Below are 13,221 nucleotides of genomic sequence, written 5' to 3'. Positions count from 1 at the left end.
GCCGTGTCCGAGGACCTGCCCGAGGCCCTGCCCGGGGCCCTGTCCGGGGCCCTGCCCGGGGTGCTGCCCGACGCCGGTGAGGAGACCGTCTACGGCCTGCTGAGGCTGGCCGGCATGGACGTCGCGCTGCCGCTGGCGGCGCTGCGCGAGGTCGTGCCGTGCCCGGCCGTCCTCGCCGGCCTGCCGGTGGCCGCGCCGGGCCTGCTGGGGGCGATGGAGCTGCGCGACCTGGTGCTGCCCGTGGTCGACCTGCGCTCCCTCATCGACCTGCCCGCAGCGCGCGACGCCGACCAGGTCGTCGTCGTGGTCGCCTCCGGCGGCCAGCTGCTCGGTCTGCTCGTCGACGAGGTGGTCGAGGTGACCCGGCTGCGGGCCTCCGCGCTGCTGGCCATGACGACGGCGAGCGCGAGGGGCGCGGGCACGGTGCTCTCCCACACCTTCCGCGAGCCGGGAGCCGGCGGCGTGGTCAGCGTCCTGGACGCGGCCGTGCTGCTCTCCCTGCCCGGCGTGCCGACCGTGGAGGACGTCACCAGCGGAGCGACCGCCATCAGCGGGGCCGCCGACGGCGTCTCGCGGCGGGGGGCGGGCCGCACGGTCACGCTCGTGCAGTGCGGCCCCCACCGGCTCGCCCTCGACGTCGCCCGCGTGCACACCACGCTGCCCTCCTCGGCGGCGCGCCCGTCGGTGCTGGACGGCGCGCTGTGCCGCGGGGTGCTCGACTTCGCCGACCGGGAGGTGCCGGTCGTCGACCCGCTGGCCCTCCTGGGCTTCGAGCCCCTGGCGGCGGAGGACACCGGGGCCGGGCTCGTGCTCGACCTCGGGCACGGCTACGTCGTGCTCGCGCTGTCGGAGCTGCTGCAGCTCGTCGAGCTGCCGGTCGAGGACGTCCTGCCCGTGCCGGCGTTCGCCGTCCCGCGCGCCGAGCTGCTCGTGGGCATGGCCGACCTCGAGGGCACCGGCCCGTGCCTGGTCCTCGACGAGGACGCGCTGCTCTCGGCTCCCGAGCTCGTCGCGCTGGCGTCGGTGAACACCGCGGTGGGCGCCGAGCCGGTGGTGGCCACGACCGCCGCGACCGAGGTGGGCGGGGGCGCCGTCGTCAGCGGCGAGTCGTACCTGACGTACGCCGCCGGGGTGGACCTCGCCACGCCGCTGCAGCACGTCGCCGAGATCCTCCCGGTGCCCACGACGATCACCGACACGGGCGTCGGCGGCGCCGTGCGGGGCGTGGTCGTGCACCGGCGCGCCTCCGTGCCGGTGCTGTGCCTGGCGCAGATCCTCGGGCGCACCCCGGCGCCGGTCACGGCGGCGTCCTGCCTGCTGCTGGTCGCGGTGGACGGCGGCTCGGTCGCCTTCGCCGTCGACGGCCTGCGCGGCATCGACCCGCTGACGTGGTGCGACCCCGAGCAGGTGCCCGGCCCGACGCCGGCGGATCTGACCCGGGTGCTGCACACCTCGCGCCTGGTGCAGGTCGGCGAGCAGACCCGGCTGCTGCCCGACCTGGACCTGCGGGCCCTCGCCCGCGCCGTCCAGGGGCCGGTGCCCGGTGCGCATCCGGCGCCCGAGGGCACGGCGCCCGAGGGCACGGCGCCCGAGGAGCCGGTGCCGGCAGGCGCCCTCGTCTGAGTCCTCCGGCAGCGACGCGCGCCCCGGCCGGCGGCACCCGCCGCCGGCCGGGGCGCGCTCACGCGTGGTCGAGGTCCACGAGGGGGCCCTCGCCGGAGACCGGGTCGAGGGCGCACCACCGCGCGGTGCGGTCCTCCTCGCGGGGCCGCAGGTGCAGCAGCGCGCTCCAGAACCGCACCGCGCGGTCCAGGTCGGCGACGCCGAGGACGACGGACTGCACCACCACCACCCACCCACCCACCCCGGCACCGGCCACCGACAGCCCCGCCCGGCCCCTCGGGCACGTCGACGTCCCGCGCGAGGAGGTTGACGGCAGCACGGGCGAGGAGCCGGGTGCGTGACGCCCCGCATCGAGCGGCGGGTCGGGCTGGACGCCGTCCGCCGCAGGGGCGAGGGTGGGCGGGTGCTGCTGCGCCGGGTGATCGGGGAGTGCCTGCGCCGGGTCCGGCGCGAGCAGGGCAGGTCGCTGCGGGACGTCGCCGAGCAGGCCGGGGTGTCCATCGCCCACCTGTCGGAGGTCGAGCGCGGCCGCAAGGAGGCGTCGTCCGAGGTGCTGGCGGCGATCTGCCGCGCCCTCGGCGTGGACCTGCTCGACCTGCTGCGCTTGGCGCACCGGGAGCTGGCGCGCTCGCGCGGCCTGCGCCCGGTCGCTCCTGGCGCCGGCGGGCAGCTGGCGTCGCGGCGCAGCGCCGGCACCGCCGCGGTGCCCCGCGGGGACGTCGTCGCCCTCGCCGCCTGACGACCCCGCCGGCCCTGCCGGGCGTCTGCCGGGGGCAGAACCGGGCTGGCGCGGCCCCGCCGGGCACCACCGCCTTCCGCCCGCAGGTGGAGCAGGCGCTGCCGCAGCTGCTCGCCGCGCTGCCCACCTGAGCCGGCCCTGACCCGCTCAGAGCCGGCCGGCGGCCTTCAGGGCGAGGTAGGCGTCCGCCAGCCGCGGCGGCAGCAGCTCCGGCGGCGCGTCGACGACCTCCGCGCCGGAGCGCTCCATCCGCGCCACCAGCGCCGCCCGCTCCAGGCGCGCCCGCTCCGCGGCCGCGGCGGTCAGCACGGACGGCGCGTCCCCGCGCGAGGCCACCATCGCGTCCACGGCCGGGTCGGCGACGGAGCTGACGAGCACGGTGTGCGCGGCGAGCAGGGTCGGCAGCACCGGCAGGAGGCTCTCCTCCACCGCGGCCGCCTCCAGCGGGGTCAGCAGCACCAGCAGCCCGCGGTGCGGCATGCGCCGGCGCACCTCGGCGACCACCGCCGACCAGTCGGCCTCCACGAGCGAGGCCTCCAGGGGCGCCATCGCCTGCACCAGCGCGGCCAGCAGCCCCGGCGGTCGCACACCGGTCACCGACGCGCGCACCCGGCGGTCGGCGGCGAGCAGGTCCACGCGGTCACCGGCGGCCGAGGCCAGCGCCGCGAGCAGCAGCGCGGCGTCCATCGCGGCGTCCAGGCGGGGCGCGTCGCCGACCCTGCCCGCGGACGTGCGCGAGGTGTCGAGGACGACGAGCACCCGCCGGTCGCGCTCGGGCCGCCACGTGCGCACCACCACCGAGGAGGCGCGGGCGGTGGCGCGCCAGTCGATGGAGCGGACGTCGTCGCCGGGCACGTACTCGCGCAGGGAGTCGAACTCCGTGCCCTGCCCGCGCACCGACGCGCTCGCCGAGCCGTCGAGGGTGCGCAGGCGCGCCAGCCGGCCGGGCAGGTGGCGGCGGGAGGCGAACGGCGGCAGCACGCGCAGCGCCCCCGGCGCGGGCAGGCTCGCCTGGCGCGCGGCGACGCCCAGCGGGCCTCGTGAGCGCACGACCACGACCTCCACGCGCCGGTCCCCCCGGCGGGTGGGGCGCAGCGCCGTGCGCAGCCGGCGCCGCTCCCCGGGCGGCACGTCGAGGGCGGAGCGGGCGCCGTCCGCCCCGGCCGACGGCGGCCAGGCGTCGCGCAGCACCCCGCGCAGGCGCCGGGAGCCGGTGTTGGTGACGACGAGGACCCCCTCGACGGGCTCGCCCAGGCGCACGGACGCCGGCAGGTCGCGCTCGACCTCCAGGGCGCGCGGGGAGGCGGCCAGGGCGACGTCCAGCGCCACGACCGCGACGACGCCGAGCAGCCACAGCGCCGCGCTGCGCCACCCGGGCGCCAGCGCTACCACCGGCACCCCGAGCAGCACGAGCAGCACCGCCCGGCCCGTCAGCGCCACGAGGGCCCCCTCAGCGCGGCACGGGCACGGAGGCCAGCACGCCGTCCAGGACGGCGTCCACGCTCGTGCCGTCCAGCTCCGCCTCCGCGCGCAGCGCCACCCGGTGGCGCAGCACGGGGCGGGTGAAGGCCTTGACGTCGTCCGGGGTGGCGTAGTCGCGCCCCGACAGCCACGCCCACGCCCGGGCGGCCGCCAGCAGGGCGGTGGCGCCGCGCGGGGAGGCCCCCAGCTGCAGGGACGGCGCGGCCCGCGTCGCCCGGCAGACGTCGACGACGTAGCCGAGCACCTCCGGCGCCACAGCGACCGCGCTGACCGCCGCGGCGGCCGTGGCCAGCTCGCGCGCGCCGGCCACCGGCCGCACCCCGGCCGCCCGCAGGTCGCGCGGGTCGAAGCCGCTCGCGTGCCGGCGCAGCACCTCCACCTCGTCCTCGCGCCCGGGCAGCGGCAGGGCCAGCTTGAGCAGGAAGCGGTCCAGCTGCGCCTCGGGCAGCGGGTAGGTGCCCTCGTGCTCGACGGGGTTCTGGGTGGCGGCGACGAGGAACGGGGAGGGCAGCGGGCGCGGGGTGCCGTCCACGGTCACCTGGCGCTCCTCCATGGCCTCCAGCAGCGACGCCTGCGTCTTCGGCGGCGTGCGGTTGACCTCGTCGGCGAGGAGGAGGTTCGTGAACACCGGGCCCTCGCGGAAGGAGAACTGCGCCGTGCGCGCGTCGTAGACGAGCGAGCCGGTCACGTCGCCGGGCATGAGGTCGGGCGTGAACTGCACGCGCGTCGTGCGCAGGTCCAGCGCCGCCGACAGCGCCCGCACCAGCAGCGTCTTCGCCACGCCGGGCACGCCCTCGAGCAGCACGTGCCCCCCGCACAGCAGCGCCACGACGAGGCCGGTGACCACGCCGTCCTGACCGACGACGGCCTTGGCCACCTCGGCGCGCACGGCTGTCAGGGCCTCGCGCGCGGACTCCGCCTCGGTGGGCGGGGGCCCCGGCGCGGGGGCCAGGGCGGTGGGCGGGGGAGTGGTCATCGCAGCAGCCTCCCAGCGGAGCGGACGTCGTTCTCGAGGTCGTCGAGGTCGCCGGCGAGGGCGACCAGGGCGCGGTCCTCCCGCGGCGGCGGGCCGGCCAGCAGCGCCGCCACGGCCCTCGGGTCGCGTCCGCACGCCGCGGCCGCGGCGTGCGCCACCCGGTCGGCGGGGGTGCCCGCCGGCAGGCCCAGGCGCGCGCCGAGGCGGGCGGCGGCGGCCGCGCGCAGGGCGGTGCTCGCCGCCGCGCGGTCGCGCGCGGCGCGGTAGAGGGCGGCCCGGCCCTCGACGGCCTCCACGGAGCGCACGACGACGGGCAGCGGCTCGGCGACGAGCCGGCCCAGCCGGCGGGCGCGCCAGAGCACGGCCACGACGGCGGCGAGCAGCAGCTGCACGGCCACGGCGTCCACCCACGGCGGCAGCAGCGCCAGCGGGCCGGCCGCCGGATCCCCGGGCCGGGTGTCGAGGGGGTTGGCGACCAGCCACACCACGCGCGCGGAGGACCCGAGCGCGCGCAGCGCCAGGGCCGCGTGGCCGGCCTCGTCCAGGTGCTCGTTGGTCACGACCGCCGGCTGGCCGAGCACCCGCACCGCGCGCCCGCCCTCGTCGACCACCGCGTAGGAGCCGCCGAAGCACGTGGTGACGGCCGGGTCGCCCGCGACGGCGGCGCGCAGCGGCAGCCCTCCGGCCAGCGCCTCGCCCGCGGCGGCGGCGTCCGGGTCGGAGCAGCCCGCGGCCACGACCTCCTCCGCCAGCGGCTCCGCGGGCGGGTCGTCGTCCGCGCCGGCCAGCACCAGGTCGGGCGCGAGCACCTCCAGCGCCGGCTCGCCCGGGGCGAGCAGCACCAGGTCGGCCCCGGTGTCCTCCCCGAGCGCGGCGAGCTCCTCCCACCGCTCGGCGGACAGCACGTCGACGCCGCTGACGACGAGGGTCGCGCCACCCTCCGCGCCGCCCCCCGCGCCGCCCTCGTCGTCGGCTGCGGAGAGGGCCTGCGCGGCGGTGGCGACCCGCTCGACGCGCTGCACCGGCACGCCCTGCTCCCGGAGCACCTCGGCGACCGCGCGGGCGCCGCCGGGCGCGGCGCTGTCGGGGTCCAGCCCCCGCGAGGGGCGCTGCCCGGCCAGGACGACGCCGAGGGTGGGCAGGGCGAGGAGCAGCACGGCGAGCAGCACGGGCAGGCGCGCCCGGCGCCAGCGGCTCACGCCCGCTCCGAGCGCCCGGCCGGCGTCGCGCCCGGGAGCACCGGGCGCGCGACCGCGACCGCGTCGTCCAGGGCGCGCAGGCGCGCGTCGTCCTCGGCGCTGGCGGGCCGGCCGCCGTAGCTGACCGCCTCGAAGGCCCGCGCCCCCTGCGCCAGGGCGGCGGCGAGGTCCGGCAGCGCCCGCCCGGCCGCCGCCGCCGCCTCGGCGGCCGTGGTGCCGGGCGCGGCGTCGACGAGGTCCCGCTCGGCGAGCGCGGTCACCACCGCCCGGAAGCGCGCCCGCACCGCCTCCTGCCAGTCCCCGGCGCGCGCGGCGCGGTCGGCGGCGGCGCGGTGCTCGGCGGCGCTCAGGGCGCTCCCGCCGAGCACCCCCTCGAGGCGGCGGGGAGCTCGCCGGGAGACCCGCCCGGTCGCGCGCAGCGCGACGAGCACGAGCACCGCGAGCAGGAGCAGCAGGAGGACGACGGCCACGCGCTGGCCGACCCCGCTGCCCGCCGGGAGCTGCAGCTGCCCCAGCCGCTCCAGGACGGCCTCCACGAGGCGGGTCAGCAGCCCCGGCTGCGCCTCGCGGTAGGCGGCCTCGGCGAGCTCCTGGCGCGCCCACTCCCGGGCCTGCTCGGCGCTGGGCTGCACACCTGCGCTCACGCGCTGGTGGCGGCCCGTGCCAGCTCGACGTCCAGGCCCTCCAGCCGCATGCGCTGGTCGATGTAGAGCAGGGCCGTGATGGCGGCGGTCAGCGGGTACAGCACGGTCGAGGCCAGGACGGCGCCCACCGCCGGGGGGACGAGCGCGGCGAGGGCGGAGGCGGTGCTGCTCGGGTCCGCCACGGCACCGGCGAGCACGAGGCCGAGGACGCTGAAGGGCGCGACGATGAGCGTGGTGGTGATCATCATCACGACGTTGGCGAGCACCAGGACGCCGAGCACCCGCCAGAACCCGCGTCGCGTCAGCGCCCAGGAGCGGCGCATCCCGCCGAGGACGGGCTGGCCCTCCAGCACGACGGCGGGGGTCGTCAGGGCCAGGCGGGTGCCCGCGAACAGCGCCGCGGCCAGGGCGGCGAGGCCGCCGAGCACGAGGAGGACCACCCCGGTCGCCAGCAGGCCGTCGTCGGCGCCGGTGAACGCGGGCACCAGCAGCAGGATGCCGGGCAGCAGGCACACGAGCGCGACCGCGACGACCAGGAGCACGGTCAGCACCGCGGCGCCCAGCAGGGCGGGCAGGCGGGGGCGCACGCGCTGCCACAGCTCCCCGAACGGGATGCGCCGGCCCAGCACGGCCGTGCTGACCGCCACGGTGGCGACCCCGGCGAGCAGCGTGGTCGCGAGCAGCTCGGTCACGGCGGTGACCAGGGTGCTCACGGTCGTGGTCGTCAGCGCCCCGGACAGCTCCGCGACGGACTCCACGGACTCCGGGTCGACCGCCAGCGGCGCCAGCGACTGCGCGGAGAGGACCTCGAAGGCCGTCTGGATCGCGTACAGGACCGTGACGACGACCGCGGCCGCGCCGAGCATCGCGCCGGGGGCGGTGCGCACGGCCTGGAACGCGCCGTCGTAGACCTCCAGCGCGCTCAGCGGCCGCAGCGGCACGATGCCCGGCTTCAGCGGCAGGCCGACGTCGGTCCACCCCGGCGGCGCGCCCCACCCGGCGGCCTGCGCGCCGCCCGGGGTGCCCGGGGCTCCGGGGGTGCCGAGGGCGCCGGGGGGCTGCAGCGGCGGCCCGGCCGGGGGCTGGGCCGGGGGCGGCGGGGTGCCGGCCGGCTCGCCCGACGGGGCGGCCCAGCCGTGCGCGTCGCTCATCCCGGTGCCTCCAGGTCGCCCTCGGTCTCGCGGCCATCCTGCCACGCGGGCAGCGCTGCGCAGAGGAGTCACGGCGGGCGCGCCGGGGTGGGACGATGGCGGCCATGAGAGGACGCGTGCTCGTCGTGGACGACGACACCGCGCTGGCCGAGATGATCGGCATCGTCCTGCGCGGGGAGGGCCTGGACGTCGACTTCTGCGCCGACGGGTCCGCCGCCCTCGCCGCGTTCCGCGAGACCCGCCCGGACGTCGTCCTGCTCGACCTCATGCTGCCCGGCACCGACGGGATCGAGGTGTGCCGGCAGATCCGGGCCGAGTCCGGCGTGCCCGTGGTCATGCTCACCGCGCGCGCCGACACCGGCGACGTGGTGCTGGGCTTGGAGTCCGGCGCGGACGACTACGTGCCCAAGCCCTTCAAGCCCAAGGAGCTCGTCGCGCGGGTGCGGGCCCGGCTGCGGCGCACCGAGGCGCCCGAGCCCGAGGTGCTGCGCATCGGGCCGGTGACCATCGACGCCGCCGGGCACGAGGTGCGCCGCGGCGACGAGGTGGTGCAGCTGACGCCCCTGGAGTTCGACCTGCTCCTCGCCCTCGCCCGCCGCCCGTGGCAGGTGTTCACGCGCGAGGTGCTGCTGGAGCAGGTGTGGGGCTACCGGCACGCGGCCGACACGCGCCTGGTCAACGTGCACGTGCAGCGGCTGCGCTCGAAGGTCGAGCGCGACCCCGAGCACCCGGAGGTCGTGCTGACCGTGCGCGGGGTGGGCTACCGGGCCGGCGGGTCCGGCGCCGCGGCCGCGGGTCCCGGCGCCCGCGCTGAGGGCGTGCCGGCCGAGAGCGCTGCAGCCGGGAGCCCTGCAGCCGGGGGCGCTGCAGCCGGGGGCGCCGTGGCCGGGGGCGCCGCGGCCGACGGCGCCTGAGGGGCCGGCCCCGGTGGAGGCCGTGCGGGCCCTGCAGCGGCTGTGGCGCCGCTCCCTGCAGCTGCGCGTGGTGGCCGCGACCGTCGTCCTGGGCCTGCTGACGGTCACCACGGCGGGCGTCGTCCTGGCCGAGGAGATCGGCGACCGGCTCTTCGACAGCCGCCGCGCGCAGGTGCTGCAGGAGGCCGCCCGCGACGCCGCGGACGCCCAGGACCGCCTGGACGTCGCCGACGTGGACACCGCGGCGGAGGTGCGCGAGCGGGCGCTGCTGCTGATCAGCCAGCTCGAGGGCGTCGGGCCCGAGCGCGACCGCGTGGTGCTGCTGCTGCGCCCTCCGGACAACGACGACCCCGCGGCGATCGGGGACGTCTTCCGCGGCGGGCTCGTGCCGCCGTCGGCCGTGCCCGAGGACCTGCGCGCCGCGGTGCGCGCCTCCGCGGGACAGCAGTACCGGCCCGTGGACATCCCGGACGGCGCGGGCGGCACGGCCCCGGCGCTGGCCGTCGGGCAGATGATCGACGTGCCGATCGCCGGGCCCTACGAGCTGTACTTCGTCGTCGACCTCTCCCGCGAGCAGGCGACGCTGGAGGCCGTCCAGCGGGTCCTGCTCGCCGGCGCGGCGGTCCTCGTCCTCCTCGTCGGCGCGGTCGCCGCCGTGGTCGCCCGCCAGGTGGTCCAGCCCGTGCGCCAGGCCGCGGACGTCGCCGAGCGCCTGGCCTCGGGGGACCTCGACGAGCGGATGGCGCAGCGCGGGGAGGACGAGCTGGCGCGCCTGTCGCGCTCCTTCAACGCGATGGCCGACAGCCTGCAGCAGCAGATCCGCGACCTCGAGCAGCTCGGCACGCTGCAGCAGCGGTTCGTCTCCGACGTCTCGCACGAGCTGCGCACGCCGCTGACGACGATCCGGATGGCGGGGGAGGTGATCCACGAGGCCCGCGGCTCTTTCGACCCGGCGGTGGCGCGCTCGGCGGAGCTGCTCGCCACCCAGCTGGACCGCTTCGAGGCGCTGCTGGCTGACCTGCTGGAGATCAGCCGCTTCGACGCCGGCGCCGCGGCGCTGCACCTGGAGGTCGTCGACGTGCGCGCCGTCGTCGAGCGGGCCGCGGAGCTGGCCGCGCCGCTGGCCGAGCGCCGCGGCAGCCGCCTGCAGGTGCGCGGCCCGCTGGAGCCGTGCACCGCCGAGGTCGACCGCCGCCGCGTCGAGCGGATCCTGCGCAACCTCGTCGTCAACGCCGTCGAGCACGGCGAGGGCCGGCCCGTGCACGTGGAGACCGCGGTCAGCGCGGACGCCGTCGCGGTGCGGGTGCGCGACCACGGCGTCGGCCTCTCGCCCGCGGACGCCGCCCGCGTCTTCGACCGCTTCTGGCGCGCCGACCCCGCCCGGGCCCGCAGCACGGGCGGCACGGGCCTGGGCCTGGCGATCTCCCTGGAGGACGCGCACCTGCACGGGGGCCAGCTGCTGGCCTGCGGGGTCCCCGACGGCGGCGCGTCCTTCCTGCTCGTGCTGCCCCGGCGCGCGGGCGAGCCGGCGGGCGCCTCCCCGCTGGGGCTGCGCGAGCGGGCGGCGATCGAGCGTGCCTAGGCGGGCGCGCGCGCCGCGGGCCGCGCTGGCCGCGTTGGCCGCGCTGCTGGTCCTCGCGCTCGCCGGCTGCGCCTCGATGCCGACGTCCGGGCCGGTGCGCGCCGGCGCGGCGCCGGAGAGCGGGGAGGAGCGACGCTTCCGCGTCGAGCCGGTCGGCCCCGCGCCCGGCTCGGCGCCGCTGGACCTCGTGCGCGGCTTCCTGCTCGCCGGGGTGGGGGTCGAGGACGACTTCGCCACCGCCCGCCAGTACCTGTCCGCGGACCGCCGCGGCACCTGGCGCCCCGGGGCCCGCACCGTCGTGCACGCCGACGGGGGCCCGGAGCTGCGGGCGGAGCAGGCCGGCCAGCAGCTGGTCGAGGACGTCGCCCGCGCGCGGGGGGCCGCCGAGGGCGCCCCCGCCGGCGGCGCGCGGGCGGACGCCGGGCCGGTGACGGTGACGATCACCGTGCGGGTGAGCGGGACGGTCGACGACCGGGGCCGCTACGCCGCCGCGCCCCCGGGGGCCGTGGAGGAGGTGCGGATGCTCCTCGTGCGCGAGGAGGGGCAGTGGCGCATCGCCGAGGTCCCGGACCTGCTGCTGCTCGACGACGCCGCCTTCACGCTCTCCTTCCGCTCCTACCAGCTGTACTTCGCCGACCCCGCGCGCCGCTTCCTCGTGCCCGAGGTGCGCTGGCTGCCCGACCGGCAGGCGGCGGCCACCACGCTGGTCACCGAGCTGCTGCGCGGGCCCTCCCCGTGGCTGGCGCCGGGTGTCGTCACGGGCTTCCCGGCGGACCTGCCGACGGGCACCGGCACGGCCCGCAGCAGCGTCGTCGTCGCGGACGGCGAGGCCCGGGTGGACCTGCCCCAGCGCCTGCTGGACGCCGACCCCGACGACCGCGGGCTGCTGCAGCAGCAGCTGGCGGCCACGCTGGGGCAGCTGCCCGCCGTCAGCGCCGTGCGGGTCACCGTCGCGGGCGGCGAGCTGGGCGGCAGCAGGGGCCCGGTGCTGCACCGGGACCCGGCCGTGGACCCGGCGCCGGTGCTGCTGGCGCAGGGGGCGCTCGTGCGCCTGCGCGGCGGCGCGCTCGTGCCCGTCGCGGGCGTGCCGGCCCTGGGGGAGCTGGGCGCCAGCGACCCGGCCGTGCTCGACGACCGCTACGCGGTGCTCGCCGCCGGGCGCTCGCAGCTGCTGCTGCTCACCCAGGGCGCCGCAGGAGCGGTGCCCGAGCCCGTCGTGGCGCTCGCGGGCGCGGAGCTTACCGCGCCGTCCTTCGGGCCCGACGGCTGGGTGTGGTCCACCGCCGCGCAGTCCGGCGGCGCCGTGACCGCCGTCGGCCCCGACGGGCGGGTCGCGCAGGTGGGGGCGCCCTGGCTGGCCGGGCGGCGCGTGCTCTCCCTGCGCTCCTCCCGCGACGGCGCGCGCGTGCTCGTGGCGTCCGCGGGCGCGGAGGGGCCCGAGCGCGTGCGCGTCGACGTCGCCGCCGTGCAGCGGGACGCCGACGGCGCGCCGGCGCTGCTGTCGGTCGAGGCGGCCCCGCCCACGCCGTGGCTGACCACCGCGCTCGAGGCGGTGTGGGTCGACGAGGCGAGCGTCGCCGTCCTCGGCGCCCCGGCCCCCGCCGCGGTGGTCGCTGACGGCGCGCTCGCGGTGCAGGTGCTCACCGGCGGGCGGGCGGCCTCCCTCGGCGCGCCGGAGCAGGCGGGGGAGCCGGTCTCCCTGGCGGCCGGGTCCGGGCGGGCGAGCATCCTGCTCGCCGGCGCGGACGGCGCGCTGTGGCACCGGGCGGGCAGCCGGTGGGTGCCGGTGCCGGGTGCGGCCGGCGCGGACCCGGCCCACGCCGGCTGAGAGCGCCCGCCGTCGTCCGCCCCGTCGTCCGCCCCGTCGTCTGCCCCGTCGTCCGCGCCGTCGTCCGCCCACAGGGCGCGCCGTCGTCCCGCCGTCCACAGGCGCGGCGGGGGTCGGGGCGGGCGCGGGACGCGACGGCGAGGCTGGCGCGGTGATGCGACCCGACGCGCCGCCGAGCGCCTGGTCGGCCCTGCTGGCCGTGGTGCTGCCGGTGGCGTGCGCGGGGTGCGGTGCGCCGGACGTCGTCCTGTGCCGCGCCTGCCGGCGCCCGCTGCGCGCCGGGCCGGGAGAGGTGGCCCCGCGCGCCCGCCCACCGGCGCCGGGCTGCCCGCCGACGTGGGCGGCGGCGGCGTACGAGGGCCCGGTGCGCGAGGCGGTCGTGGCGTTCAAGGACGGCGGGCGCTCCGACGTGCTGCGCTGGCTCGGCCCGGCCCTGGCCCGCGCGGCGACGGCGGCGCTGGAGGCGGGTCCCGCGGGGGCGCCGTGGGTGCTCGTGCCCGTCCCCTCCGCCCGGGCGTCGGTGCGCCGGCGCGGGCGGGACGTCGTCGCGGACCTCGCCGGTGCCGCCGCCGCCCGGATGCGCGCCGACGGGCAGGACGTGCGCGTCGCGCCGCTGCTGCGCCCGGCGCGCGCCCTGCACGACCAGGCGGGCCTGGACGCCGCCGCGCGGGCGCTCAACCTCGCCGGGGCGCACGCGCTGCGACGGGGCCGCAGCGCGGCCGGGCTGCGCTGCGTGCTCGTCGACGACGTCGTGACCACCGGCGCGACGCTCGCGGAGGGCGCTCGCGCGCTGCGGGCCGCGGGGGCGGCGCAGGTGCACGCGGCGGTCGTGGCGGCCACGCCGCGGCGTGTTCCGCAGACCCGCCGGTGCAGCGGCGCGGACGGGTGGCCGCAGGTGGCTGCGCCCCTGGCGCGGGACTAGCGTCCCACCATGGCAGACCAGCGCGAGCGCCTGCCAGACCGAGGCCTCCTGCGGCCCGTGCGGCGGCGGGTCTGCGGACTCCGTCGCGGCCCTCGCCCGCTGCCCCGCGCACCCCGCCCCTCGCCGGCGAGGGGGTGGTCGCTCCCCACCTGACCGCTCTT

The 13,221-nt window shown here is 79.6% G+C and carries 11 protein-coding genes and 1 pseudogene; 6 read left to right on the top strand and 6 right to left on the bottom strand.

The annotated features are described in order from the left end of the window. Positions 1–3 precede the first annotated feature (3 nt). Positions 4–1,623 carry a chemotaxis protein CheW gene (locus BLS82_RS02365; RefSeq protein WP_218123460.1) on the top strand — a complete coding sequence of 540 codons (1,620 nt, stop codon included), beginning with the start codon at positions 4–6 and terminating at the stop codon, positions 1,621–1,623. 58 nt (positions 1,624–1,681) lie between these two features. On the opposite strand, the gene BLS82_RS15550 is transcribed toward BLS82_RS02365, so the two are convergent. Beyond that, positions 1,682–1,849 (bottom strand): VOC family protein, encoded by a 168-nt coding sequence (locus BLS82_RS15550; RefSeq protein WP_176818885.1) that lies wholly within the window; start codon positions 1,847–1,849, stop codon positions 1,682–1,684. A 111-nt stretch (positions 1,850–1,960) separates the two neighbouring features. Between BLS82_RS15550 and BLS82_RS02360 the strand changes: the two genes are divergently transcribed. Then, complete coding sequence (locus tag BLS82_RS02360; RefSeq protein WP_255378061.1) at positions 1,961–2,362, top strand: helix-turn-helix domain-containing protein; 402 nt, start codon at positions 1,961–1,963, stop codon at positions 2,360–2,362. Positions 2,363–2,509: 147 nt separating this feature from the next. On the opposite strand, the gene BLS82_RS02355 is transcribed toward BLS82_RS02360, so the two are convergent. The 5 genes from BLS82_RS02355 to BLS82_RS02335 are packed head-to-tail and all read right to left on the bottom strand — an operon-like array spanning position 2,510 to position 7,814. Continuing rightward, positions 2,510–3,802, bottom strand: a complete 1,293-nt coding sequence (locus BLS82_RS02355; RefSeq protein ID WP_092861229.1) for a DUF58 domain-containing protein — start codon at positions 3,800–3,802, stop codon at positions 2,510–2,512. 10 nt (positions 3,803–3,812) lie between these two features. Beyond that, positions 3,813–4,820 carry an AAA family ATPase gene (locus BLS82_RS02350; protein ID WP_092861227.1) on the bottom strand — a complete coding sequence of 336 codons (1,008 nt, stop codon included), beginning with the start codon at positions 4,818–4,820 and terminating at the stop codon, positions 3,813–3,815. Then, a complete protein-coding gene (locus BLS82_RS02345) occupies positions 4,817–6,019 on the bottom strand; it encodes a DUF4350 domain-containing protein (RefSeq protein ID WP_092861225.1) in 1,203 nt (400 codons plus the stop codon). The genes BLS82_RS02350 and BLS82_RS02345 overlap by 4 nt, the downstream gene beginning before the upstream one ends. Then, positions 6,016–6,663, bottom strand: coding sequence for a DUF4129 domain-containing protein (locus tag BLS82_RS02340; protein ID WP_092861223.1), 648 nt, complete (start codon positions 6,661–6,663; stop codon positions 6,016–6,018). Before BLS82_RS02340 ends, BLS82_RS02345 begins: the two co-directional genes overlap by 4 nt. After that, on the bottom strand, positions 6,660–7,814 hold the full coding sequence (locus tag BLS82_RS02335; RefSeq protein ID WP_092861221.1) for a DUF7847 domain-containing protein: 1,155 nt from the start codon (positions 7,812–7,814) through the stop codon (positions 6,660–6,662). Before BLS82_RS02335 ends, BLS82_RS02340 begins: the two co-directional genes overlap by 4 nt. A gap of 104 nt (positions 7,815–7,918) precedes the next feature. Between BLS82_RS02335 and mtrA the strand changes: the two are divergent. The 4 genes and pseudogenes from mtrA to BLS82_RS02315 form a co-directional block, all read left to right on the top strand. Next, a pseudogene (mtrA, locus tag BLS82_RS02330) lies at positions 7,919–8,587 on the top strand (MtrAB system response regulator MtrA); the annotation flags it as partial. 154 nt (positions 8,588–8,741) lie between these two features. Next, entirely contained in the window at positions 8,742–10,310 is a 1,569-nt protein-coding gene (gene mtrB / locus BLS82_RS02325) for an MtrAB system histidine kinase MtrB (RefSeq protein WP_092861217.1), read from the top strand. Then, positions 10,303–12,138, top strand: coding sequence for an LpqB family beta-propeller domain-containing protein (locus BLS82_RS02320; RefSeq protein ID WP_143028713.1), 1,836 nt, complete (start codon positions 10,303–10,305; stop codon positions 12,136–12,138). The genes mtrB and BLS82_RS02320 overlap by 8 nt, the downstream gene beginning before the upstream one ends. Before the next feature lie 154 nt (positions 12,139–12,292). Beyond that, positions 12,293–13,060 (top strand): ComF family protein, encoded by a 768-nt coding sequence (locus BLS82_RS02315; RefSeq protein WP_092862620.1) that lies wholly within the window; start codon positions 12,293–12,295, stop codon positions 13,058–13,060. The last annotated feature ends 161 nt before the right edge of the window (positions 13,061–13,221 follow it).

This window comes from Quadrisphaera sp. DSM 44207, from assembly GCF_900101335.1.
Taxonomy (GTDB): Bacteria; Actinomycetota; Actinomycetes; order Actinomycetales; family Quadrisphaeraceae; genus DSM-44207.
The sequence above is the reverse complement of the archived record's forward strand: the minus strand, read 5'-3'. Positions and strand labels throughout refer to the sequence as shown.

What these genes read in the sequence shown, in the direction of transcription:
- BLS82_RS02350 (WP_092861227.1), bottom strand. Translation starts at nt 4,820, where the DNA reads ATGACCACTCCCCCGCCCACCGCCCTGGCCCCCGCGCCGGGGCCCCCG.
- BLS82_RS02335 (WP_092861221.1), bottom strand. Translation starts at nt 7,814, where the DNA reads ATGAGCGACGCGCACGGCTGGGCCGCCCCGTCGGGCGAGCCGGCCGGC.
- BLS82_RS02315 (WP_092862620.1), top strand. Translation starts at nt 12,293, where the DNA reads ATGCGACCCGACGCGCCGCCGAGCGCCTGGTCGGCCCTGCTGGCCGTG.